Raw genomic sequence first — 24,441 nt, forward strand, 5'->3', positions numbered from 1 at the left:
GCCTATTGTGTCTCCTCGGCCCGCCACGGCGCAAGCGCCTCGGCCAGCCCCTCGCGTTCGCGGCCCCTTGCCGTAACGCGCAGAACCCGCCCGTTGCCCGCAGCGCCCATTTCGATGGCAATCCCCAGCCCCGGCCGCCGCATGAGCGAAGGCGCGCGCTCGGGCCATTCGACAAGCACGATATCGCCCTCGTCCTCGATCAGCCCCAATTCGTCGATTTCCGATTCATCGGCCAGCCGGTAAAGATCGGCATGGATGATGCCACGATAGGGCTGGACGATGGCGAAGGTCGGGGAGGGGATTTCAAGCTCGGGTTCATCGAGCCGCGCCCTGATGATGGCCCGCGCCAGCGCGGTCTTGCCGGCCCCCAGATCGCCCTTGAGCGTTACGACATCTCCGGACAAAAGATGCGCGGCAATCGCCGCCCCGATGGCATCGGTCGCCGCCGCATCGGGCGCAAACAGCGCGATCATGGCCCTATTCGCCCGCGTTCTGGGCCAGCGCGGTGTTGGCGGGGATGATCACCGTCACCCGCGTGCCGCGCGGCTGGCGGCCCTCGATAAGGACCGAGCCGCCATGGAGATTGACGAAGGTCTTGACGATCGCCAGCCCCAGCCCGGCGCCCCGCTGGCGCCCCTCGACCGATTGCCCCTCGAAGCGCTGGAACATCGCGTTGCGCACATCCTCGGGAATGCCCACCCCGTCATCCTCGACGGCAAAGGCGATCCGCTCATTGCCGCGCGCCGAAACCGTAAGCCGCACCTGCGAGCCGGGATCGGAAAACCGCGCCGCGTTGGACAAAAGATTATAAAGCACCTGAACGATCCGCGTGCCATCGGCGACAAATGTCGGCAGATCGTCCTCGATCTCGACCGCCAGATCGACCTTTTCCTCACCGCCGGTAAAGGTCGCATCGAGCCCGGCCCGCGCCTTTTCGATCAGCGTGGAAATATCGAGCACTTCGGGGTTGAGCTGAGCAATCCCCGCATCGACCGTCGCCAGGTCCAGAATGTTGTCGATCAAAAGCCCCAGATTGGCGCTCGAAGACCGGATATAATCGGTATAGGCGCGCTGCTTGTCGGAAAGCGGGCCCACCTCGCCCGAGGCCAGAAGATCGGCAAAGCCGATAATGTTGGTCAGCGGCGAGCGCAATTCGTAGGAAACGTTCTGAACGAACGTATCTTTCAGCCGATCCGCCGCGATCAGCGCCTCGTTGCGTTCTTTCAGCACCCGCTCGTAATTGGCGCTTTCCGAAACATCCACGAACGTCATCATGGTCTGCCCGTCGGGCAGCCGCACCACGGCATAATCAAGCAACCGTCCGTCGGCGCGGGTGATCCGCCCCTTGGTATCCGACCGCGTGGGGTTGAGGTCGACGATCCGCTGTTTCAGATCCCCCCAGATGCGCCGCCCGTCCTCGGGAAACGCCTCGGCGCAGGCCCTTGCGATCTCGTCGATATGGGGGTGGCTGCCCAGCGTATTCATGGGCAGTTTCCACAGCATCGATAGCCGCGGATTGTGCAGTTTCAGCCGCCCGTTGGTGCCGAACACCGCAACGCCTTCGGTCAGGGCATTGAGCGTTTCGCGCTGTACGTGCATCAGCGCATTGTGCCGGGTTTCGAGCGCCAGCCGTTCGGTCATGTCCTCGAACACATAGATCACCCCGCCCGTGCCGGTGGCCGGTGCCGCGATCACATTGGCGCAGCGCCCGTCGGGCAGATACCAGGGCACCTCGCGCGGCGCGGTCAGCGCGTAGCTCATCAGATGCTTGCCGCGCCAGTCGCGATAATCGGTCTCCGCCGGCAGCGCCCCTTGCGTGCGCAATTTGTCCAGGATCGCCTTTTCATTGGGTTCGGTGTTGAGCCAGGCGGTGTCCAGCCCCCAGAAATTGGCGTAGGCGGTGTTGTAATGGGTCAGTTGCTGGCGCTTGTCGAACACGGCAATGGGCGTCGCGAGCGCATCGATCACCGTTGTCAGATGCCCCAGATCGGGCTCGGCGTCTTCGGTTTCGGCCGGCTTGGCCCGCGCCACCGGCAGGTAGCAATAGCCCGCGCTGCCGCCCGAAAGCGGAAACAGCACAAGTTCGAGCCCCCCGGCAATCGCGTGCTCCTCGGTAAAGGCGATGGTATCGGCCGCATCCTCGATGGCCTTCAAATGCCGCTCGCGCGTCGCCACGTCGAAAATATCGGGCGCCGTGCCGCGCTCGCCCTTGAGCCCCAGCGTGCGGGTAAAATGAAGATAGGCCGCATTTGTGTAGATCAGCAGCCCGTCCCTGTCGCGCAGCCAGGCGGGGATGGTGAGGTTCGAAAGGATGGCCTGTGCTTCGGCCGGCGAGGGCAGGCGGGTCAGGTCCGCGCCCTTGAGCGGCGGTTCCACATTGGCGCCCGATGGCCGCAGCCGCACGACCGCCGCGCCGCCCACCAGTCGCCCCGTGGCCCGGATGATCCGCCCGTCGCGCGCCGTCACCGAGGTTTCGAACACCCGCCCCTCGATCCGCAGATCGGTCAGCCGTCCCGCCAGCGCCCGCGCCGCTTCGTCTTCGAGCCAGGAGCGGAATTCGAGCACCGCCTGGGGGCGGCTTTCCCCCGGCAAGAGCGCCGTGATCGGCCCGATCACCGAGGGTTCGATCCCCGCGTCGCGCCAGATGATGGTGACTTCGGGCATCCCCGCCAATAGCCCCTCGAATTCATCGAGTGCGGCGCGCATCGCCCCCAGCTTTTCGCCGGCGTCGAGGCGGGCGGCTTCCGCTTCCCGCCGCCATTTGAGCGCCAGAAGCGTCGCCACCAGCCCGAACCCGGCGGCGCCCAGCGCCATCGTATAGGGCGCGGCGCCCGATATGGCGGTGGCTGCAAAAGGGGCGGCAAGGGCAGGGGAGGCGGCGATAAGCGCTGCGCCCGCAACGCCAACGGATACGAATCCCGTAAATCTCCGGAATCCCGCCGGCTGCATTCCTGATGCCCTCTTGCTCAATGATTTGCCTTGACTTGCCCCTGAGGTGGCCGGACAGCCCCCCGAATCAGTTAACCATAACCGCGCCGCGAATCGCGAAAAAGAGTCAAACTGACGACCCGTGGATAACTTAGGGCTTGCACAGTCCGTAGCAGCCCTTCTGATCCTGATTTGTTCCCCAAAAGGTTAACAAAAGGGGCGCCGAAGCGCCCCGGATCCGGTCATAAAGGTTAACGCGCCGGCCCTCAAACCCTCTGCCGTCATCCCGGCCCTGAGCCGGAATCCAGTAACGGGCAGCGTCAAAGGTTTCGGCTGCAGAGCCTCAATAGCGGTAGTGATCGGCCTTGAACGGCCCGGTTGCCGGCACCCCGATATAATCGGCCTGCGCCGTCGAAAGTGTCGTCAGCTTTGCGCCCAGCTTGGCCAGATGCAGGCTCGCGACCTTTTCGTCCAGATGCTTGGGCAGCACATAAACCTTGTTTTCGTAATCGCCGCCCTTGGTCCACAATTCGATCTGGGCCAGCGTCTGGTTGGAAAACGATGCGCTCATCACAAACGAAGGGTGCCCGGTCGCATTGCCTAGATTGACCAGCCGCCCTTCGGACAAAAGGATCATCTTCTTGTCGCCGGGAAATTCGACGATATCGACCTGCGGCTTGACGTTGGTCCATTTCAGGTTCCGCAGCGCGGCCACCTGAATCTCGTTGTCGAAATGCCCGATATTGCAAACGATCGCCATGTTCTTGACCCGGCGCATGTGATCGATGGTCAGAACGTCCTTGTTCCCCGTCGCGGTCACGACGATATCGGCGCGTTCGATCGCGTCCTCGAGCGTCACCACCTCATAGCCGTCCATGGCCGCCTGCAGTGCGCAGATCGGGTCGATCTCGGTCACCAGCACGCGCGCGCCGGCGCCGCGCAGCGATTCCGCCGAACCCTTCCCCACATCGCCGTAACCGCAAACGATCGCCACCTTGCCCGCCATCATCACGTCGGTGCCCCGACGGATGGCGTCCACAAGCGATTCCCGGCAGCCATATTTGTTGTCGAACTTGCTTTTCGTCACGCTGTCGTTGACGTTGATGGCCGGGAAGGGCAGGTCGCCCTTTTCCTGGAGCTGATAGAGCCGCATCACGCCGGTCGTGGTTTCTTCGGAAACCCCTTTGATCGCAGCACGGCACTTGGAATAAAAGCCGGGCTCCTTTTCGAGACGGCGCTTGATGACCTTGAAGAGCTCTTCTTCTTCCTCGTTGGAAGGATTGGCCAGCACCGAAGGGTCGGTCTCGGCGCGCGCGCCGATCAGCACCAGCATGGTTGCGTCCCCGCCATCGTCGAGGATCATGTTGGCGACCTCGCCATTGCCCCAGTCGAGAATGCGGTCGGCAAAGTCCCAGTATTCGGCCAGCGTTTCGCCCTTGTGGGCAAACACCGGGATGCCCGCCTCGGCAATCGCCGCCGCCGCATGGTCCTGGGTGGAAAAGATGTTGCACGAGGCCCAGCGCACTTCGGCGCCCAATGCGACGAGCGTTTCGATCAGCACGGCGGTCTGGATGGTCATGTGCAGCGAACCGGCGATGCGCGCGCCCTTCAATGGCTGGCTGGCGGCGTATTCGGACCGGATGGCCATAAGGCCCGGCATTTCGATCTCGGCCATCTCGATTTCCTTGCGGCCATAGGGGGCCAGCGAGATGTCCTTGACGGCGTAATTGGATGCGGCGCTCATCGGCCCGATCTCCACGTCTGATAACTGAAAAAAAGCGTGGGCCGCTTATACAAGACAGAAGGTCGCTCCCGCAACCGGGATATAAAGAAAGTTTTATATCATTAAAAACGCGCCGATGGTGAGAGCCGATTCCCCCCTCAGCCGTCATCCCGGGCGAAGACCCGGGACCCAGTACACGGCAGAGCCCGTGTCTCCGGCCGGAACTGTTCCTCTTGCCCCAATACAAATCGACGGTGTGACGAGGCAGCGCCCCCCTACATCCGCTCGGCGCGGCTGATCCTGACCTTGCTCCGCCGCCTGCGGAACGGCGCTCCGAGCACGCTCGCCAGCACCCAGAACACGGCAAATCCCGCTGCCAGCCCCACGGCGATATAGGCAAAGCCCACAACGCTCAGCGGCAGGGCAGGCTGGAAATCCTCGAGCGCCGCCGCGCCCACATCGGTATCGAAATGGCGCGCGATCTCGAAAAGCTGTGTTCCGGCCGGCGCCTGCCGCAGATCGGCCAGTTGGGTGGAGAGCCGCGCATGGCGGTCGAACACCGTCTGCATGGAAAGTCCGCGCTCTTCGAGAAAATCGTCGGGGCTGGCCCGATAGCGCTCCAGCCCTTCCTGCCGGGTCAGCCCGAAACGGGCGGCGTCGGCATCGAACTGTTCGATGATCGTCGTCAATTCATCGACGGCGCCGGACAGGCGCTGGGTGTATTGCTGGGTATATTCGGGCGTTTGCGACAGTGTCACCCCGCCAAGCGCGGCTCCGATCAGGCAGACGATCCGTTTAAGCATCAGCGCTCGGTCTTTCGTTTGCCCTCGGTGGAAATACTGTCAGGCGCCCGGTTCGCCGTCCTGGTCTTCGTCGAACCCGCAACTGACAAGCTCGGTCAGCGCCTCGACGGCCTCGCGGGCCTGATTGCCCGTCGCCTGCACCAGAATGGTCGATCCCGGCCCCGCCGCGAGCATCATCAGCCCCATGATCGAGGTGCCCCCCACGGTCACCCCGTCGCGGGTGACGCTGACCTGCGCGTCGAAATGATCCGCCGTGCGCACAAAGCGCGCCGAGGCGCGCGCGTGCAGGCCGCGCTTGTTGCAGATGGTCAGCCGCTGGCAGACGGCCTTGCCCGGTTCGGTGACTGTGGTGCTCATTTGCCCAATACGTCGTTTGCGACGTTAATGTATTTACGCCCGGCCTCTGCTGCAAGGCGCACCGCGTCGCGCATCGCCATTTCGGGCCGGATGCGCGCCAGCTTGACCAGCATGGGCAGGTTGAGCCCCGCCAGAACCTCGATATCGCGGTCCTGCATCACCGAAATGGCAAGATTGGACGGTGTGCCCCCGAACATGTCGGTCAGGATCACCACGCCGTCACCGCTGTCCACCGATTCCACGGCGGCAATGATGTCCTGGCGGCGGCCCTCCATGTCGTCTTCGGGACCGATGGAAACCGAGGCGATCCCCTCCTGCGGGCCCACAACGTGTTCGAGCGCCGAACTGAACTCTTCGGCAAGCCTGCCATGGGTCACGAGGACCAAGCCCATCATGATCGCTTCGCTACCTTCTTCTGTCCGCGCAACCGGGGCGGAGTCTTGATCGGGACGGTAAAGGTTTCAAGTCTTTTCGGCCCGCTATCCCGCGAAATCGGACGGGCCTACCCCAGATTGGCGCCAAGCGCCCTTAACGCAGCATGAACCAGAAATCTCTGGTGCAGTCCGTCGATCCGCCCGCGCCGCGGCACCGGGCAGCGCGGCACCCAGATGCCGTCGATTTTTGTGGTCAGCGCCGATTCCTCGAGCAGCCGCTCTTCTTCTTCCACAAGGTCGACAACGAGATGAACATGTGCCCGCTTGGCAAAAGGCAGGGTAATGATGCCCCGCCCGCGCAATTCGATCATGCCCTCGATGGTGTCGGGCGCTTCCATGATCAGCCCGTCCTCATCGCGCGAGAGCAGCACGCGGTCATCGGAAATCAGCAGCGCCGTCTCCCCCCGCAGCCGTGCCTGTTCGATAATATCGAGCGCCAGAAGCGATTTTCCCGCCCCTGAAACACCGGTGAGAAGGATGCCGTGATGGCCGATCAGGATGCCGGTGCCGTGGGCATTGTGCTTTTCTGCGCTCAAGTCTTCGCTCTGGGTAGGGTGAGGGTAAACACCGCTCCAGTTGCCTTGCTTTGGTTGCCCGCGTCAAGCGTACCCTGATGGGCCTGGGCGATCTGGCGTGAAATCGACAGCCCCAGCCCCGAATGGTCGCCGAAGCTCTCGCTTTCGGGCCTGTCGGTGTAAAAGCGCTGGAATACTTTTTCGGTGTCGCCCAGTCCCGGCCCCTGGTCCTCAACCCGGGCGATCACGCGCTCGCCCTTGGTCGAAATCCTCACCGTGACGGTGCCCCCCTCGGGCGAGAATGACACGGCATTGTCGATAAGGTTGGTAAAGACCTGTGCCAGCCGCGTATCGTGCCCCTTGACCAATGGCGCATGTTTGCTGTCCTCGATTTCGAGCACAACCGACACGTCGCGGCTGGCGGCGAGATCGGCCTGGATCGAAACGATCGCCGCGGCCAGCTCGCCCAGATTGACCGTTTCGGTGTTTTCCCGCGCCAGCTCGGCGTCGACGCGGCTGGCATTGGAAATGTCGGAAATCAGCCGGTCGAGACGGCGCACGTCGTGCTGGATGATATCGGCGAGACGTTGGCGGTCCTTTTCGGTCTTGGCCAGCGGCAGGGTTTCCACGGCGCTGCGCAGCGAGGTCAGCGGGTTTTTGAGCTCATGGGCCACATCCGCCGCAAACCGCTCGATGGCCTCGATGCGGTTGTAAAGCGCGTTGGTCATGGCGCGCAGCGAGCCTGAAAGGTGCCCGATTTCGTCCGACCGGTCTGTATAATCGGGAATTTCCGCCCGCGCCTTCATCGAGCTTTGCACCCGTTCCGCTGCCGCCGAGAGCCGCCGCATCGGCCCGGCGATGGTTCCCGCCATCAGCGCAGAAAGCGTGCCCGTCACCAGCGCCGCCACCAGTGCCAGCCGCAGGATCGACCAGCGCTCCTGGGCAACGATGGCGTCGATTTCACCCGGACTTGTCGACAAAAGCAGCGCGCCGACCACCGAGCGCTGGCGCTGCACCGGCACCGCGACCGACACCACCAATTGCCCGCGCGCATCGACCCGCACGATATCGGCGGGCGAGCCGTTGAGCGCCGAGGCCACTTCGGGGTAGCGCAACCCCTCATGGGCCGGATAGTCCTGATAGACCGGGTAATCCCCGCCCCGCAAAAGCCGCCCGAACCAGTTCCAGACGGAAAAAAAGAACGGCTGGGATTGCGCGCTCTCTTCGGTGCTCGAAGAGCGCAGGATTTCTCCGCTGGCATAGATATTGTTCGAATCCAGGATCATCAGCCCGTCCCGGTCGTAGATCCGGGCCCGCGTGCGCGTCGGGGTCACGAGGTTGCGCAGCAGCGGCGCCACCCGCTCGGGGCTTATGGGAAATTCAAGGCTTGGATCGAACAGCGTATAGGAGGACGGGAAATCCCCCATATAAAGCTCGAGCAACCGGTCGGGATTGACCGTGATCTGGTCGGAATTGGCCGTCGCCGAAGCCGCGACCGCCGCCGAAATGATTTCCCCCTGCACCCGCAGGGCCGAAACCCGCACGTCGATCAGCCCGGCCCGAAAGGTGTTGAGATACATGATCCCCGCCACCAGCACGGCCAGCGCCACGAGGTTGAGGATCACGATCCGCCGGGTGAGGGACGAAAAGAACGTGAAGTTGATAAGGCGCCCGACCCCGCGGAAAAACGCATAGAGCGGACGCAGCAAGGGCCGGCGGGCCGCCTGGCGTTCCCGTGCGGCCCTCGCTTTTTCCTCCCCCTTGGAAGGAGGAGCCGATCCTGAAATGGTCTCGCCTGCGTCCAATTGGAGCGCCTTCAAACAAATGCCGAAGGCATTGTTTTATTGCTCCTTGAAGCGGTAGCCCACCCCATAGAGCGTTTCGATCATGTCAAAACTGTCATCGGTGCTCTTGAACTTCTTGCGCAGCCGCTTGATGTGGCTGTCGATGGTCCGGTCGTCGACATAGACCTGGTCGTCATAAGCCGCATCCATCAGCGCGTTGCGGCTCTTGACCACGCCCGGACGTTGGGCCAGCGCCAGAAGGATCAGAAATTCGGTGACCGTCAGCGTCACCCGCTGCCCCTTCCAGGTGCAGGTGTGGCGCTCCTGGTCCATGACCAGCGAGCCGCGTTCGAGCGATGTCTTTGGGGCACCCTCCTCGCCGTTGACCACGGTGGCTCCGGCCTCCTTGGGGGCGGCGGCGCGGCGCAGCACAGCCTTGACGCGCTCGACCAGCAGGCGCTGGGAGAACGGCTTGGTGATGAAATCGTCGGCGCCCATCTTGAGCCCGAACAATTCGTCGATCTCTTCATCCTTTGAGGTGAGAAAGATCACCGGAACGTCCGATTTCTGCCGCAACCGGCGCAGCAGTTCCATGCCATCCATGCGCGGCATCTTGATGTCGAGGATGGCGAGGTCCGGCCGCTCCGAAGTCAGCCCGTCAAGTCCTGATGCGCCGTCCGTATAGGTGGCGACCTGATAACCTTCGGCCTCCAGCGTCATCGAGACCGAGGTCAAAATATTGCGGTCGTCATCGACAAGAGCGATCTTGGGCATGAATTTCCCTTTATCTGTTGCAGGCGCCCGGCAGGTAAGAATGCCCCCGGCACTTTGCAATGTCGCTTGAATGAACTCTTTATGCCGACTTTTGCCGTGCACAATACGCGTAAATTATGGCAAGACCAACGCCTGTCATGGTCGCCGGTTCCGCCCTGCGCGGCTTTGTCCCGCTTAACGGGCCCCCGATTTTCGCGGTTCGAAGACGCAAAGGGCCGCCACGGCGAAAAACGCAAAGCCTCTAGACGAACGTCTTACGACCCATTGCCAGATGGAAGCGGGGTCGGCTGCGGCCCTATTGTGGCGCTCAATATATCATAGCATTTACGAGTGTCACAAATGACCGCCACAACGTGCCAGAGCCTTGCCAAGACCGTAGCCGCCAAAGCCGCTTCGGTGCGGTTCAACGACAGCGCGCCCATCCTTGTCCAGACCGCTGCCGAACGCAGGGAGGGTCTGCTCAGCGCCGATGGCGCCTTCGTTGCCGATACGGGCAAGTTTACCGGCCGTTCGCCCGCCGACAAATTCATCGTGCGCGACGATTTGACCGACAATCTGGTCTGGTGGGACAACACCAACGCGCTCGATCCTGACCGGTTCGAAGTCCTGCTTGCCGATTTCACGGCCCAGCTCGAAGGCGTCGATCTGTTCGGCCAGCAGCTTCTGGCCGGCGCCGATCTCAAACACCAGCTCAATGTCGAAGTGCTGACCCCCTCGGCCTGGCACGCCCTGTTCATCCGCAATCTTTTGATCCGTCCGGCCCGGGCCGGGCTCGATGGCTTCGCCCCGCATGTGACGATCCTGCACAATCCCGAATTCAAGGCCGATCCGGCCCGCCACGGCACGCGCACCGATACGGTCATCGCCATGGATCTCAGCCGCAACATCGTTCTGATCGGCGGCACGGCCTATGCCGGCGAGATCAAGAAGTCGGTGTTCTCGCTGTTCAATTTCCATGCGCCCTCCGATGGCGTTCTGCCCATGCACTGCTCGGCCAACACCGGCAAAGGGGGCGATACCGCGCTGTTTTTCGGGCTCTCGGGCACCGGCAAGACAACGCTTTCGACCGATCCTGAACGCGTTCTGATCGGCGATGACGAGCATGGCTGGTCCGACGATGGCATCTTCAATCTCGAAGGCGGCTGCTACGCCAAGACCATCAATCTCTCGGCCAGGGCCGAGCCCGAAATCTATGCCGCCACCAAGCGTTTCGGCACCGTGCTCGAAAATGTCGTGCTCGACGAATACACCCGCGAGCCCGATTTCGACGACGGCTCGAAAACCGAAAACACCCGCGCCGCCTATCCCCTTTATGTGCTCGACAATGTCTCGCGCACCGGCACCGGCCCAACGCCCACCAATGTGGTGCTCCTGACCGCCGACGCCTTCGGCGTCCTGCCCCCCATTGCGCGGCTGAGCCCCGAACAGGCGATCTATCACTTCCTGTCGGGCTACACCGCCAAGGTGGCGGGCACCGAGCGCGGCGTCACCGAACCCCAGGCCACCTTCTCGGCCTGTTTCGGCGCCCCCTTCATGAGCCTGCACCCCACCGTCTATGGCCGCATGCTCAAAAAGCGCATCCGCGAATCCCTTGCCGAATGCTGGCTCATCAACACCGGCTGGACCGGCGGCGCCTATGGCGTTGGCCAGCGCATTTCGATCAAGGATACCCGCCGCCTGCTCAACGCGGCGCTGTCGGGCGAATTGATCAACGTGCCGGCCCGTATCGATCCGGTCTTCGGCTTTTCCGTGCCGCTCGCCGTCGAGGGCGTGGATTCAAAACTCCTCACCCCGCGTGAGACCTGGGAGGACAAGGCCGCCTATGATCGCCAGTCGGCCAAGCTTGTGGGGCTGTTCGAAGCCAATTTCGAAAAATTCGCCGCCGCCGACGCCCAGATCGCCGAAGCCGGCCCCCGCCTCGCGGTGGCTGCCGAGTAGTCTTCCCCGGAAGCTGCAAAGAACACACAGTGAGCAAAGCCCGCGCCGGATGCGTCCGGTGCGGGTTTTCTTTTGGACCCCCGTCACCCCGGCCCCCGAGCCGGGGTCCAGTACACTCAGCGCATGAGACAGAATCGCCGGCGCTGCCGGAAGCCTATGATGCTCGGCCCCTCCGCAACTGCGCTGCTCCGGCGAAAGCCGGAGTCCATGCGCGCGCCCGCACCCACCGGTGGTGCGGCAGGTCTGCTGGATCCCGGATCAAGTCCGGGACAGCGATGGGGGAGACGTCAGAGCGCCCCCGCACTCCGGCCTTCAATCAGTAAAAGATATGGTTCCCGATCGCGGCGACCTGGGTATAGGCCGAGGCCCAGGAGGGCGAAACCGTCGTGGTGTGGAAATGCATCGCGGTGGTCAGCCCGTCCTCGGGGCGCTGGCCCTCGAGCGATTTGCGATAGGCGATCAGCGCCATGATGTTGGACTGAACCCAGCTTTCCCGGTCGATGATGTTGCCGTGCCCGCCATCGTCGGGGCGTCCGTCGCAGGCAAAGGAAAACTGGCAGCGATTGACCATATGCGCGTTCTGGAACACCACCCCGCATACTGTGTCGGGATAGGTGCGGCTGTCGACCCGGTTGAGGATCACCGAGGCCACCGCCCATTGCCCCTGATCGGGTTCGCCGCGCGATTCATGATAGATCGCCTGGGCAAGGCATTCGATTTCCGAGGCTGCGATCTGCTTGCGTTCGGCGGTCGTTGCATACCCTTGGGAAACGTAATCGCTGAGCAGATCGGCGGTCAGAACCGCGTCTTCGGCATATGCCGGATAGAGGCTCACGAGACCGAGTATGGCCCCCGTCACCCACTTCAAGATGGCGTGCTTGCCCCGCGCCAAATCGCCAGCCATGTGTCCCCTTGTCCGGTTCGGCACCTCACAGTGATGCCGTTATCTCGTTGCCCTGACCCTTACCAGATTAAGCCGTTAACGCGATGTTAAGCTTAATCGATGGTTAATTTGTATCGTGTTTGGGTCGTATTGCAAAGAGCCCTAAAGCAGGGGACTGAACGCGAAGTGCTTCAAACCCGTTGGATTTTAGGTAAATTCGGTCTGTCGGATGCTCTCCTGGTGGCGAGAGGCAGTGCCGGCACACGCCAGCCTGTCGCACGGCGCGATTCAGGTCAGGGCTGAGCGAAAACGGGGGTGAGCGAGAACCGGAACGGAGCGTACTTCAGGTACGTGAGTACCGGAAGCGCAGCTTACTCCCGTTTGCAGCCAGCTCTCACCTGAATCACAACACGACTATTCCCGAATGCTTGGCCTTGTGCTCTGGCTCCACATGGATGGTGATGATGGCGCCTTCGTCATTGGCCCTGAGCGCGGCCTCGATCCTGTCGCAGATGTCGTGGGCATCGACAACGCTCATGGCGGCCGGCACCACGAGATGAAAATCGATGAACACCGCCTTGCCCGCCTCGCGGGCCCGCACGTCATGGGCCTCGATGGCGCCCTCGGCGTTTTCCGCAATCGTCTGGCGGATGGCGTCCAGCCGCTCGGGCGCCGCCGAAACGTCCATCAGCCCGCCCACGCTGCTCGCCAGCAGCCTCGACCCCGACCACAGGATGTTGAGCCCCACCAGCACGGCCAGCGCCGCGTCCAGCATGGGCTGGCCGGTCACAACCACCAGCACCAGCCCCACGGCCACCCCCAGCGAGGAAAACACGTCCGTCCACAGATGATGCCCGTCCGCTTCGAGCGCCGGAGACTGCAATCTGCGGCCCTGGCGCACCAGCACCACGCTCCAGCCCCAGTTGATCGCCGTGGCCACCATGGAAATGGCGATGCCCTCGAACGGCGCGTCGAGCGGGGTGGGCGCCAGGAACCCCTGCCAGGCCTGATAGAAGATCAACAGCGCCGCGACCACGATGAACACGCCTTCGAGGACCGCGGAAAAATATTCGGCCTTGTAATAGCCGAACGGCATTTTGCTGTCGGCTGGCCGCGCCGCCAGCCGCACGGCGATCAGCGCCGCCACCGCCGTCGCCAGATTGACGATCGATTCCAGCGCGTCCGAAAGCAGCGCGACCGACCCGGTGATCTGCGCCGCCCACAATTTCAGCCCCAGAACGCCCAGAGCGACGACGATACTGCCGATGGCGAGTTTGAGGACCTGGGTCATGGCGGGACATCCTGCAGTGCTTCGAGCAAAAGTGGCCCCCACTTTTGCGATTCGGAAGCGCGACAAAACAAGGACCGGGAGCGCCTCAGGCGCTCCAACGGTTGAGAAGCGTTGGGTTAGCCCCTAGCCCAACCGGAGTGCCTTGTCTATCCCTTTGATTTTACTTGCAAATGCTGTTGCAACCTATTTGCAGAACGGGGTGCGGAGACCAGATGGTCATGGGCATGGACCATGCTTTCGAGCACGGCCACGCACAGCGCCGCGATCTCGTCGGACGGCGTCACCAGATCGGGCACCATCACCGTGCGCATTCCCGCCGCATGGGCGGCCCTCACTCCTGAAACCGAATCCTCGAATGCCACGCAATGGACCGGCTCGACGTTCAGCCGCCGCGCCGCTGTCAGATAGGGCTCGGGATGGGGTTTGGGGTTGATGACGTCGTCGCGGGTGACGATGGTGTCGAAAAACCCGATAACCCCCGCCGCCTCGAGATGGCTCATGGCATGGTTGGACCGCGAGGAGGTCGCCACCGCCAGCGGTATGTCGAGTTCCCGCAGCGCCATGACCAGCTCGCGCGCCCCCGCCTTGACCGGAACGTCCGACAGGCGCGACTTCATGATCGAGCGGCACTTTTCGTCGAACATTTCATAGGGGAAATGGGCGCCGAAGCTTTCGGCCAGCAGCGCCGCCGTCGCCTCGTGCGAGGACCCCACCATGCGCCCATGCACAAGATCGGTCATTTCAAATCCCATCTCGGTGCACACCTCATAGACAATGGCCTTGAACACCGCTTCGGTGTCGAGCAGCGTTCCGTCCATATCGAAAATGACGGCGTCGAAGGGGTGGGCGAGAGGAGACATTTTGGGCTTTCGCGCTAGAGCGCGTCCGGCAACGGTTTTGCGGTTCGGACGCGCGACAGAACAAGGAGTTGGATCAAGCCCGCGATTCGAAGACCCGAAGGGCCGCGCAAGCGAACAGCGGATTTGATCCAGGCTCGGAAAGCACGGTCCCCTAGCACGTTCGCAAGACCGTTAAAAGGCGGCATCGTGTCAACCCGGGCATGCCCTAGGTTTCGTCCTCTGGGCCTTCATCGACATCGGGCATGTCCTTGCCAGCCACGTCTCCCTTGCGCCGCCGGCGCCGGGGTTTGGCCTCCAGCGTCTTGGCCGGTGCGCCCCCGGCCGCCGCCTCGTCTGTGGCACCGTCCGATGGCTCGTCCTCGCGCACCATATGCATGGGCGGCGCCTTGCCATCCTTGCCCACCCCGAAATACAGCGTCTGGTGCGGGAAGGGGATTTCGATGTCGCGCGCGTCGAAAATGCGTTTGACGATGCCGTTATAGGCGCGCTTGACCCCCCATTGCTTGCCGGGAAGCGTCTTGATGCGGGCGCGCAGCACGACCTCGCTCGCCCCGAACGCATTGACCCCCATCCATTCGAAATCGTCGATGATCGCGTTCTTGTATTCGGGGTCGGCCCGCAATTCCTCGAACGCATCGAGCATGGCCTGCCGGGCGTCCTCGACGTTCTCGCGATAGCCCACCCCCATGTCGATGACCGCAAAGGAAAAGCCGCGCATGAAATTGGTGACGGTATCGACCGAGGAGAACGGGATGATGTGATAGGATCCTTCGACGTCGCGCAGCGACACCGAGCGGATGGTCAGCCTTTCCACCACTCCGGAAATCCCCCCGACTGCCACAACGTCCCCCACATCGATCGCCCCTTCGAGCTGGATGAAGATGCCGGTGATGATGTCCTGGACCAGCTTTTGCGCCCCGAACCCGATGGCAAGGCCCAAAACACCGGCCGAGGCGAGAAGCGGGGCGATATTGATGCCGATTTCCGAAAGCACGAACATGAGCGTGATAACGATCAGCGCGATGGTCAGCGCGTTCCGCATCAGCGCGAACAGCGTGCGCTTGCGGGCCGTCGCGCCCGGCGCCAGTTCGGGATTGACCTGGCTGTCCATCCAGGTGTTGAGCCCCACCCAGGCGAGGATCGCCACCCCGAGGATGACAAGGATCGTCACCGCCGATCCGGCCACCCGCGCCCCGAACTCGCCTTCGATGAAATCGACGAAGTTGAAGAACCCCAGCTTGTGCAGGCAGAAGATGACGATGGCGCCGATCACGATGAACCGGACAACCTTGAGCACGGCGGGCACGATCCTGTGCAATTGCCGCTGCAGCTCCGGTGAGCGCTTGCGCAGGCCCTCGGGCAGGTTGAACCCGTTGCGGGCGCTGCGCTTGATCAGATTGAGGATCACCACCCCGATCATGATGGCGATTACAACCTGCACATTGTCCCAAACATAGGCCTGGAACTGCACGCTGGTGCGCGTCAGGGCGATCACCGCGAGCACCGCCAGATAGAGCAGCGCGAAGATGTGCCAGTTGCGGATCGGCAGAGCCAATCCGCGCCTCGCCTCCTTGCTCTCGATCATCCCCATCAGCTTGTGCTTGACCGGCCGGCGCGCCACCAGCACGGCCACCGCCATGGCAACCAGCGTCAGCAGCAACAGCACCACCGAAATGGCTCGACCCGCCGCGAACGACACGCTGGCGGTCAGAAGCGGCAGCACCATCATCTGCCCGAACACGAACAGCGAGACGATGAACCGCGACCACCCCATAACCGATCTCGCCTCGCCGTCCGACAGATGCACCAGCCGCTGCTCGGGCAGGTTGGGCGAAACCACGGTACGGATGATCGCCACCACGATTTCGACCATCAGGAACGCGTTGAGATAAAGCGCGTGCTCGAGCCGGATGACCCCCGCTTCCCCCAGAAGCGCCGCCGCGATGCCATAGCCGACCGCGTAGGGGATGACCGCCGCCAGCACGTCGAGCACGAATTCGAGAACCAGCGCCACCGGCTTGGCGATCCAGCCGCCCGAATTGAACAGGGCCCGCAGCCGCTCGCGCGGAATGCGCACCAGCCGGCGCATCAAAACCAGCCCGCCATAGGTCAGAACCACCAGAACGGCCACATTGGCCAGAATGGCCCACAGCGCATTGAGCTCGGAAAGCGAAAGCGCCGAAAACACCTCCGGCGTGGCGGCCAGTTGCCGCCAGAGCTGGCTCAGCGAGGCCATTGTGCTTTCCACCGCCGAGCGCGTCACATCGGAAATCTGCCCACCGATCGAGCGCAACTCATCGCTGGCATCGCCGGGTGTGTCGGCCTCTGTTTCCTGGGCGCTGCCCTCGAGCCCCGCTTCGAGCTCGGCGATCAGCGCATCGCGCGCGCCTTCGTCGCGCAGCACTTCGATAAGCTGGCTCAGCGCCTGTTGCGGGTTTTCGCTGGCGCCATCGCCGCCTTCCGATTGCGCAAGGGCCGGCGCGGCCAGCCCGGCGCAAACAACGATGATGGCAAAAAACTGAAACAGGCGGGAAAGGATGAAAACCGGCATGGACCTTGAGGATGGGTTGATGCGTGTGCGCCGCAGGCTAACCGCCTTGCCGCTCCGATTGAACCCCCGGCGCTCCCATTCGGTTGCCTTGGTTGCATATTTTTTCCCGCACCGGACAATTCCGGGCTGTCGCCAAACGGGCACGATGCTAATCTCGCCCCGACACCTAAAAGGAGGGCGCAATGGCAATGGGCAGGATTTTCATCGGCGTGGGCGGCTGGACGTTCGAGCCCTGGCGCGGCACCTATTACCCCGAAAAACTCACCCAGAAGCGCGAACTCGAACACATGGGCTCGACAATGACCGGGGTCGAGGTCAACGGCACCTTCTATGGCTCCCAGAAGCCCGAGAGCTTCAGGAAATGGCACGACGAAGTGCCGGCCGATTTCATGTTTACGCTCAAGGGCACCCGCTACGCCACAAACAAGAAGGTGCTGGCCGACGCCTCCGAATCGGTTCTTCGCTTCACCGCCTCGGGCATCGTTGAACTCAAGGACAAGCTCGGCCCCATCAACTGGCAGCTCGCCGCCACCAAGAAGTTCGATCCCGCCGATTTCGGCGCCTTCCTCAACCTCCTGCCCGCCACCCAGGACAACAAAACCCTCCGCCACGCCGTCGAAGCCCGCCATGAAAGCTTTGCCAACGCCGAGGCCGTCGCCCTGGCCCGCGAGACCGGCGTGGCGCTGATCACCGGCGCCGATGCCGACTATTCCGTCATCGCCGACCCCACCGCCGATTTCGTCTATCTGCGCCTCCAGGGCACCTCCGAGGACAACGAAAAAGGCTATTCGGAAAAAGCCCTCGACGCCTGGGCCGACCGCATCGTGACCTACGCCAGGGGCGGTGTCCCCACCGATCTCCCAAGCTTTGCCCCCGCCCCCGCCGAAACCCCCCGCGACGTCTTCGCCTTCGTCATTTCCGGCTTTAAGGAAAAAAACCCCGCCGCCGCCATGGCGCTGATCGAACGGGTGAAAAAGCTGACGAGCTGACCCGCTCAGAAGCGCTCACGCAAACCGCCGCGCCGCGTCCACCGCCAGCCCCAGCCCCACGGCCCCGAACCGGTCCGATTGGGCGATCCGCGCATGGGCAAAACGCGCATCGACCAGTGCCCGCACCTGGCGCACCTGCGCGCCGCCCCCGGTCAGGATCACCGTTTCGATCGCCGAAGCGCTCACCCCCGCTGCAGCCAGCGCATCGTCCAGCGCCGCCCCGATCTTGCCGGTCAGCCCCGCACTCGCCGCTTCGAACTCGGCCCGATTCGTGGGGATGGCCAGCGACAGCCCCGGCTCGTCGAGCGTGATATCGACCATCGGCGTATCGGTCAGCGCGATCTTTGCCGCCTCCACCTGCCCGGCCAGCCTGTGCCCCGAGCGGTGGGCGAGCAAATGTTTGAACCGTTCGAGCTTGTCCGGTTCTGCCGCTTCGCGCTGCAACTCGCGCATGTCGCGCAGCACCTCGGGGCGATAGAGCTGGTTGATCTTGTGCCAGGTCGCCATGTCGTGAAAATACCAGCGCGGCATCCCCCGCTTGCCGTCGCGCGTTGCGGTTCCCAGCCCCATTTCGGGCATCACCTTGAAAATGTTGAGCTGCCGGTCGAAATCGGTGCCGCCCACATGCACGCCCGTCGTGCTCAAAATGTCCTCGCGCCGGTCGGTGCTTCTGCTGCGCTCGGGCGAAAGTTTCAGCACCGAAAAATCCGAAGTGCCGCCCCCGATATCGACGACCAGCGCCAGCGCTTCGGCCTCCAGCGTGCGCTCGAAATGCAGCGCCGCCGCCACCGGCTCGAACTGAAATTCGATATGGGAAAACCCAACGCTGCGCGCCGCCGCCGCAAGCTGGTCCTGCGCCGCCCTGTCGGCGCCTTGGTCCCCGTCGACGAAATAAACCGGCCGCCCCAGAACCACCTGCTCGGGCATCGCCCCGGTGTGCGCGGTCAGCCTGTCGCGCAAATGGCTCAAAAACCGCCCGATCAACCCCTCAAACCCGATCCGCTCGCGCCCGATCTGGGTCGTCTCCTCCATCAGGGCCGTCCCCAGCACAGATTTCAGCGCCCGCATGAACCGCCCCTCGGCCCCGTCCATATATTCATGCACCGCCGACCGCCCGAAATGGGTGCTCTGATCCTCGAAACTGAAAAACAGCGCCGAAGGCAACGTCACCGCGTCCCCTTCCACCGGGATCAACACCGGCGCGCCATCGGGCCCAACGACCCCGATGGTGGAATTGGTGGTGCCGAAATCGACCCCACAATAAAGCGATGCCATGGAAAAACCCGACCCAACCCACCCCGCCCGCAAACCCGCGCCGCCGAGGCAAAAACAAAAAGGGGCGCCGATCTAGCCTATCCGCCCGGCCGTGGCAACCGGCCCCCGGCGATCAAGCCTCCCCCACCGTCATCCCGGCTAAAAGCTGCCTTTGAGGAAATGATAGAATGCTACAGCGCCGCATTCGGAATTCGGTAATAGGTGGCCAATCTCGATGCAGAAATTCTGCGCTTAAGTGCAAGCCCTCACCATTTTCTTGTAGTGATCCTTCCCGACCTCTTTAATGAAGTTGATACCCGCATCAGCCGCGCGGATAGCTTCTTCGAGCGTAAGGTCTGGCAGGGTGCCAAGCCCTTCAATAGTTCCGTGAGATTCGATTTGAACGAGGCGTTCGAGAGCGCGAACGTCGATCTTATCTTTCACTGCCTCGTGATGGTCCATGAGTGCGCCAGCGAAGTTGGATTGTCCTGGAGAACAGAAGGTAGCAAACATCTCTAGGAGCTTGCGGGTTGCGTTCGGAAGTAGGAAAACGTATTCGGTTGCCTTATCTTGCGCCGCCTTCTGCACCATCATGAAAAGGTAGTGATACTCACTGTCATATTTCACCAGCAGCTCGTGCATGGGTGTGAGCGAGGTGATGCGGTCGTTCCCTTCTCCCGAGCTCCGACAATCAAGCGATAGGAGCGCCGTCACCTTTTTGGATTCATACCGTCTCTGAAAGTTTTGAAACTCACGCTTCACCATGTTCATGAAGCTTGTATTGTGGGTGAGAACGATAACCTGAGCGCACTTCTTGGTCATGCGGATCATCAAGCTGTAGGCATAGGTCCGAGCTGCGGTATCGAGGCTCGATATCGGGTCATCAATGACCAGCACCAAGTCTTCAGCTTTGCGCCCCTCAGCGGCTAGTTGGGTCAAGAAATAGCAGAAGGAAACAGCCGTACGCTCCCCTTCGCTCAGCTCTGTCGCAGGGCTGCCATTCTGTCGAAAAATTTTGTATCCGCCACTTTCTGCAACAAGACGAAGTTCTTTGTGTCCAAGGTAGGCCCAGATGAGTTCGTTCATCCTATCTGCGCCGACGCCATGATCCTGCAAATCGTTGCGAAGTGCCAACTGCCGGTCAGCAAGATATTTCTCTTCCTTTTGCGCGGCTGTCTGGTCGGTCTCAGCATCTTCGGCAGCCTTCTGTAGGCGGTTCCACTCGTTTTGGTTGGTAGCCAAGACGTGGGCTTCGATCTTCGTGAATGCGTCTTTTTGCATTGCCGCAAAGCTAGCAAAGACATCATTGTGCTTCCGCAAGGTCGCCGCTAAGGCTGCCTCTATGGTCGCGTACTCTGTGAGCCAGTTGCCAAGGTCAAAGATTGAAAGCTCCCCCGCAACCACGATTTCATTGGTGGGGTTTGCAACTCTCGCTTCTAAGCCTTTGAGAACTTCTCCGACGCATACACCGAGCCGCTCGATGGCCGATTCCATAGACGCCCGGCTTATGGCGAAAGCTTCACGTTCCGCTGCGATAATCTCCACTTCTTTGGGGGTGGAGCGATAGAGCTCTCTTAAATCCTGTTGGTATCCTCGTCCGTGCTTCACGGCCTCTTCCAAGGATCTCAGTGCTTCGGCCCACGACTTGTCGAACAAAACTCGGAGCTGAGCTCTGCGATCCTCCGAAAAAGGGTTGCCGCAAAGAAGGCAGTCCGACACGCTGTGCTCATCATGGTAGTGGAGCCCTTCCTCTACCCACCGAAGAGCATCCGAATGCGCTTCAAACTCGTTCAGTGCGATTGTGGAGACGCTCTGCGTGAGAAGCGACTGGCTGGCCTTGAACCAATCGGCCAGCCCTTCCGGAATGCTCGGGGAAAAGCTGAGACTTGGGAGCGGTTCACGTTGATTAAGCAGCCCCTGGTGCGTATTGAGTTTATCTTCGGACAGCTTTTGCTCCATGCCGAAGGATGCTTTCGAATAGTGCGCCTGAATCTTTCGCGCGTCGTAAGACTGTGTGTAGCTGCTTGAAGACGCCAACTCGCGGATATTGCGCGCAACTCGCGTCTTAAAGTCTGACAATGCCTTGTCAGCTTTGGTCTTCGAGTTCTCCTGAGCCTTGGTCTTATGTTTCGCGGCCGATAGCTTCGGTGCTATTTCATCATACTCCTTGCGAGCATCGACCTTCTTTTCGCTCAGGTACGCAATCCCCTTCGTGTTACTGGCATCCCACTCGAAATTTCTGGACACGAAGTCTGTATTGAAAACCAGAAGATTATTCCCGAATGGGTTTGAAATAGGGTCATGCGTAACAGTAGCTCCGTCTGACGTCTCGATTTTAAAAGTGGTTGCCTTTGGCAACCGGTCTTCTAAATTGCCTCGCTCTATCGAAGAAAACACCCTCGATAAGGTAGTCTTGCCGGAACCATTGAACCCGTAGATCAAGGTGCGGGGAGCCAATTGCAGATCGCCTGAGGCGCAAAATTCTTTCCAGACTCCCGCTTGTTTCAACTCCGAAAGCCTCTGGATTATCATCCCCCGTGCCCCCACGCCAGAATTACACCAGTTTTGCGTCCAGCGTACTTGTACCAATAAAGACTAGCAACTATCGAAGGCACGCTGGGGCAATGAAAATTGCAGCGGGTCGGCGGCTAGGCCGGCCATTCGATTAAGGCCAAGGTCCGAAGATTTCGCCGCATTTCTTTACGCTGCGCAAAATTCAGGCGTCGGAAAGCCCAACCAAATTCAAGAATCTCCCCGATGATGCGCGCGATCAGCTTCGTAATCTCAGGAATTCCTGACACCTCAATCGACCAACCCATCGGCTCGAAATGCGCGAATTGATTCCGGATATTCTTGTGAAAGCGGCGCAACCAATTCAGCTCGGACTCGCTGATCGCAACACCGGCAGCGTTGCTGCAATCCCCCGCCGAACGAGGTTTTCTCACGGCTGTAAGCAGGTCTGGAAGCCCCATCAAATGGGTCTTGGGCGGTTTTGCGTTCGGATTTGTGCGGGAGTCCTCAAAATGGGCCAGCCATTCGCTCGCATTGCTCTCAGTGACAGCACCCACCGGTGCCGCAGTCGTAGTAAGATGGCATACGCACGCGCCTTGTAGCGCTGAATGCAATGCCATCACCACCCACTTCCATGCTTGGGGATCCTCGCCCACAAACTGAGCGGCGCGTATAACGTGGCGGATCGATCCCGCTACATCCTTCGTCTCATTCGTCTGAATCCAACTGTCCACCATCGGCCCCTCGTCGTCGTATCGCTTGCGGTGAGCATAGACCAACCGGTGGTGATACGAACATATGGCCGCTTTTGGCAGTCGGGCTAGCGGCGTCTAATGACCGCAATGGCGTCGCAAGCTCCCTCCACCTTGACGTCCCGCCAATCCGCCACACATAAAGTTACATGAAAACCCCCAACCCCACAGCCCCCGCTTTCGGCGCCGGCCACGCCAGCACTTATGCCGCGGGCACGCCGCGCACGGTGCCCGGTTTCGATGGCCTGCACGCCATGACATCCCAGCTTCTGGCCGAGCGCGTGAAAGAGGATGGGAAAATTCTCGTACTCGGGGCCGGGGGTGGGCTGGCACGCGCCCGCATTAGCGTGTCTTCAGCGGCAGACTGGTGAGGCCTTCCACTTAGTCAGGCTAAAGCCGCCGACAACCACTCTCTCCATCGCTGTCCCGGACCTGATCCGGGACCCAGCAGCCTTGCCGGGCCACCGGCGTTTGCGGAAGGGCACATGGGCCCCGGTTGTCACCGGGGCAGCGATGGTGGGCGGGACAGTCAGAGCGTGTCCAGCAAACGCATGTCCTCGACGCGATCGGGGATGGAAACGGTTTTGCGGTTCGGACACGCGACAAAACAAGGGTTTAGAGCCGAGGATTTGAGTCAATCAAATCCTGAACGGCTCTGAGTGCGGCAAGGACACGGTTCGTCCGGCTGACCCGTCAATCCGTCGCACTTGCCCTCCTCAACAGAAATGATACTCCCGCACCGCTTGCAAAACCTGCACTGCAGGGCACCTAACCCCACCGTCATCCTCGGGCTCGACCCGGGGATCCGCCGGGCCGCCACACCCCCAACAGAGGTGATGCCCCCAGCCTCGGCGCGAACAAACCCCCTCAGCCCTCACGCCACCTTGCGCGCCGCCTGATCCGCCCCAAACGCCCGCCCGAACCGGTTGCCAAGGAACGCACTAAGGTCGATCTCTTCCTGCGCCACGAACCCCTTTTGCGCCAGATCGCCCGCTGCCAGCATGTCGAGCACCGTCAGGATGCCCGCAGCCGTCGTGATCTGGATGGCCGAGCGTTCCTTGTTGCCCACAAAGCCCGAAAGCACGGTGCGCTCGAAAATCTCATGCGCCGGTTTGCCGTCCTTCATGCCCGTCACATCGACCCGGATCACCACCATGTCTTGCTTGGTCGTGGTCAGCGCATGCCGGAAAATGTCCAGCGCCAGATCGCGCCGGTCCTTAAGGTTCAGATCGTTGAGCAGCAGCTTCATGATCCGCGCATGGCCGGGATAGCGGATGGTGCGATAGTTGAGGCTCTTGACCTTGCCCAAGAGCTTTTCGGGGGTCGAGCCCAGCCCGCCCGACGTGTTGAACGCTTCGTAAGCCACCCCGTCGATGGTCAAGTCCTCGATGTCCTCGAGCGGCGCGATTTCCGCCATCTTCCCATCGACAATCGCCTCGCACGGCTCGCAATATTCGTTGATCACCCCCTCGGGCGACCAGGTCAGCGCGTAATTGAGCACATTGGTGGGAAACTGCGGCAGCGCCCCCACCTTCATCGCCACGCTGTCCAGCGTATCGAACTGTTTGGCCAGACTCATCGCGGCAATGGCGATGAACCCCGGCGCCAGCCCGCATTGGGGGATGAACGCGGTCTGCGCCTTGCCCGCGATCTCTTTCACCCGCCGCGTCGATTTCACATCCTCGGTCAGATCGAGATAATGGACCTTCGCCGCCGCCGCCGCTTCGGCGATCCGCGTGGTCAGCGAGTAGGGCGCCGCAGACAAAACGGCAAATTTACCCGAAAGGATTGTTTCCAGCTCCCCCGGCTCGGCCACTTCGCAGCGCGCCGTTCTCACCTTCGTGTCCGTGTCGAGCGCGGCCAGCGCTTCGGCCGATCGGTCCACCACCGTCACCGCGAAATCGCCGCTCTGGCTGGCCATGTCCGCGATGGTCGCACCGATCCGTCCGGCGCCGATAACCACGATCTCTTTCATCCCAAAACCCCTCTTGGCCAAAGATCACAAATGTTGTGGCACCGAACGCTCAACTCCATAGCTTTTGGCGCCATTGTTGCCCATGATGCCACGGAGTTCCGTTGATTTGCAGGCTCCAA

20 protein-coding genes are annotated in these 24,441 nt (G+C 61.8%); 3 read left to right on the forward strand and 17 right to left on the reverse strand.

Annotation, left to right across the window (positions count from 1 at the left end):
* Positions 1-2: 2 nt before the first annotated feature.
* The 9 genes from tsaE to KKY_RS17100 form a co-directional block, all read right to left on the reverse strand.
* Positions 3-473 (reverse strand): tRNA (adenosine(37)-N6)-threonylcarbamoyltransferase complex ATPase subunit type 1 TsaE, encoded by a 471-nt coding sequence (tsaE, locus tag KKY_RS17060; RefSeq protein ID WP_014132633.1) that lies wholly within the window; start codon positions 471-473, stop codon positions 3-5.
* A 4-nt stretch (positions 474-477) separates the two neighbouring features.
* Positions 478-2,949: a sensor histidine kinase gene (locus KKY_RS17065; protein ID WP_014132634.1), complete on the reverse strand. Its 2,472-nt coding sequence runs from the start codon at positions 2,947-2,949 to the stop codon at positions 478-480.
* Positions 2,950-3,271: 322 nt separating this feature from the next.
* On the reverse strand, positions 3,272-4,672 hold the full coding sequence (ahcY, locus tag KKY_RS17070) for an adenosylhomocysteinase (protein WP_014132635.1): 1,401 nt from the start codon (positions 4,670-4,672) through the stop codon (positions 3,272-3,274).
* A 254-nt stretch (positions 4,673-4,926) separates the two neighbouring features.
* A complete protein-coding gene (locus KKY_RS17075; protein ID WP_014132636.1) occupies positions 4,927-5,454 on the reverse strand; it encodes a DUF2937 family protein in 528 nt (175 codons plus the stop codon).
* Between the two features lie 39 nt (positions 5,455-5,493).
* On the reverse strand, positions 5,494-5,811 hold the full coding sequence (locus KKY_RS17080; RefSeq protein WP_014132637.1) for an HPr family phosphocarrier protein: 318 nt from the start codon (positions 5,809-5,811) through the stop codon (positions 5,494-5,496).
* A complete protein-coding gene (locus KKY_RS17085; protein ID WP_014132638.1) occupies positions 5,808-6,206 on the reverse strand; it encodes a PTS sugar transporter subunit IIA in 399 nt (132 codons plus the stop codon). Before KKY_RS17085 ends, KKY_RS17080 begins: the two co-directional genes overlap by 4 nt.
* Before the next feature lie 107 nt (positions 6,207-6,313).
* On the reverse strand, positions 6,314-6,781 hold the full coding sequence (locus tag KKY_RS17090) for an HPr kinase/phosphorylase (protein WP_014132639.1): 468 nt from the start codon (positions 6,779-6,781) through the stop codon (positions 6,314-6,316).
* Entirely contained in the window at positions 6,778-8,565 is a 1,788-nt protein-coding gene (locus KKY_RS17095; protein WP_014132640.1) for a stimulus-sensing domain-containing protein, read from the reverse strand. Before KKY_RS17095 ends, KKY_RS17090 begins: the two co-directional genes overlap by 4 nt.
* 36 nt (positions 8,566-8,601) lie before the next feature.
* A complete protein-coding gene (locus KKY_RS17100; protein WP_014132641.1) occupies positions 8,602-9,318 on the reverse strand; it encodes a response regulator transcription factor in 717 nt (238 codons plus the stop codon).
* Between the two features lie 339 nt (positions 9,319-9,657).
* Here KKY_RS17100 and KKY_RS17105 point away from each other — a divergent pair, with 339 nt between their 5' ends.
* Entirely contained in the window at positions 9,658-11,256 is a 1,599-nt protein-coding gene (locus KKY_RS17105; protein WP_014132642.1) for a phosphoenolpyruvate carboxykinase, read from the forward strand.
* 316 nt (positions 11,257-11,572) lie between these two features.
* Here KKY_RS17105 and KKY_RS17110 read toward each other — a convergent pair whose 3' ends face one another.
* From KKY_RS17110 to KKY_RS17125, 4 genes are all read right to left on the reverse strand, one after another.
* A complete protein-coding gene (locus KKY_RS17110; RefSeq protein ID WP_014132643.1) occupies positions 11,573-12,160 on the reverse strand; it encodes a cell wall hydrolase in 588 nt (195 codons plus the stop codon).
* 382 nt (positions 12,161-12,542) lie between these two features.
* The gene (locus KKY_RS17115; RefSeq protein ID WP_014132644.1) at positions 12,543-13,430 is read right to left on the reverse strand and encodes a cation diffusion facilitator family transporter; all 888 of its coding nucleotides are present in this window, start codon (positions 13,428-13,430) and stop codon (positions 12,543-12,545) included.
* A 146-nt stretch (positions 13,431-13,576) separates the two neighbouring features.
* Positions 13,577-14,290, reverse strand: coding sequence for an HAD family hydrolase (locus KKY_RS17120; protein ID WP_014132645.1), 714 nt, complete (start codon positions 14,288-14,290; stop codon positions 13,577-13,579).
* Positions 14,291-14,495: 205 nt separating this feature from the next.
* Entirely contained in the window at positions 14,496-16,841 is a 2,346-nt protein-coding gene (locus KKY_RS17125) for a mechanosensitive ion channel domain-containing protein (RefSeq protein ID WP_014132646.1), read from the reverse strand.
* A 182-nt stretch (positions 16,842-17,023) separates the two neighbouring features.
* Here KKY_RS17125 and KKY_RS17130 point away from each other — a divergent pair, with 182 nt between their 5' ends.
* Complete coding sequence (locus KKY_RS17130) at positions 17,024-17,830, forward strand: DUF72 domain-containing protein (protein ID WP_014132647.1); 807 nt, start codon at positions 17,024-17,026, stop codon at positions 17,828-17,830.
* 15 nt (positions 17,831-17,845) lie between these two features.
* On the opposite strand, the gene KKY_RS17135 is transcribed toward KKY_RS17130, so the two are convergent.
* From KKY_RS17135 to KKY_RS17145, 3 genes are all read right to left on the reverse strand, one after another.
* On the reverse strand, positions 17,846-19,105 hold the full coding sequence (locus KKY_RS17135) for an Hsp70 family protein (RefSeq protein ID WP_014132648.1): 1,260 nt from the start codon (positions 19,103-19,105) through the stop codon (positions 17,846-17,848).
* Between the two features lie 231 nt (positions 19,106-19,336).
* Positions 19,337-21,616 carry an AAA family ATPase gene (locus KKY_RS17140; protein ID WP_014132649.1) on the reverse strand — a complete coding sequence of 760 codons (2,280 nt, stop codon included), beginning with the start codon at positions 21,614-21,616 and terminating at the stop codon, positions 19,337-19,339.
* Positions 21,617-21,732: 116 nt separating this feature from the next.
* Positions 21,733-22,332 (reverse strand): hypothetical protein, encoded by a 600-nt coding sequence (locus KKY_RS17145; RefSeq protein ID WP_041529613.1) that lies wholly within the window; start codon positions 22,330-22,332, stop codon positions 21,733-21,735.
* A gap of 164 nt (positions 22,333-22,496) precedes the next feature.
* Between KKY_RS17145 and KKY_RS17150 the strand changes: the two genes are divergently transcribed.
* Positions 22,497-22,718: a hypothetical protein gene (locus KKY_RS17150; RefSeq protein WP_014132651.1), complete on the forward strand. Its 222-nt coding sequence runs from the start codon at positions 22,497-22,499 to the stop codon at positions 22,716-22,718.
* 503 nt (positions 22,719-23,221) lie between these two features.
* On the opposite strand, the gene KKY_RS17155 is transcribed toward KKY_RS17150, so the two are convergent.
* A complete protein-coding gene (locus KKY_RS17155) occupies positions 23,222-24,322 on the reverse strand; it encodes a saccharopine dehydrogenase family protein (protein ID WP_014132653.1) in 1,101 nt (366 codons plus the stop codon).
* Between the last annotated feature and the right edge of the window lie 119 nt (positions 24,323-24,441).

It is taken from the genome of Pelagibacterium halotolerans B2, from assembly GCF_000230555.1.
GTDB lineage: Bacteria > Pseudomonadota > Alphaproteobacteria > Rhizobiales > Devosiaceae > Pelagibacterium > Pelagibacterium halotolerans.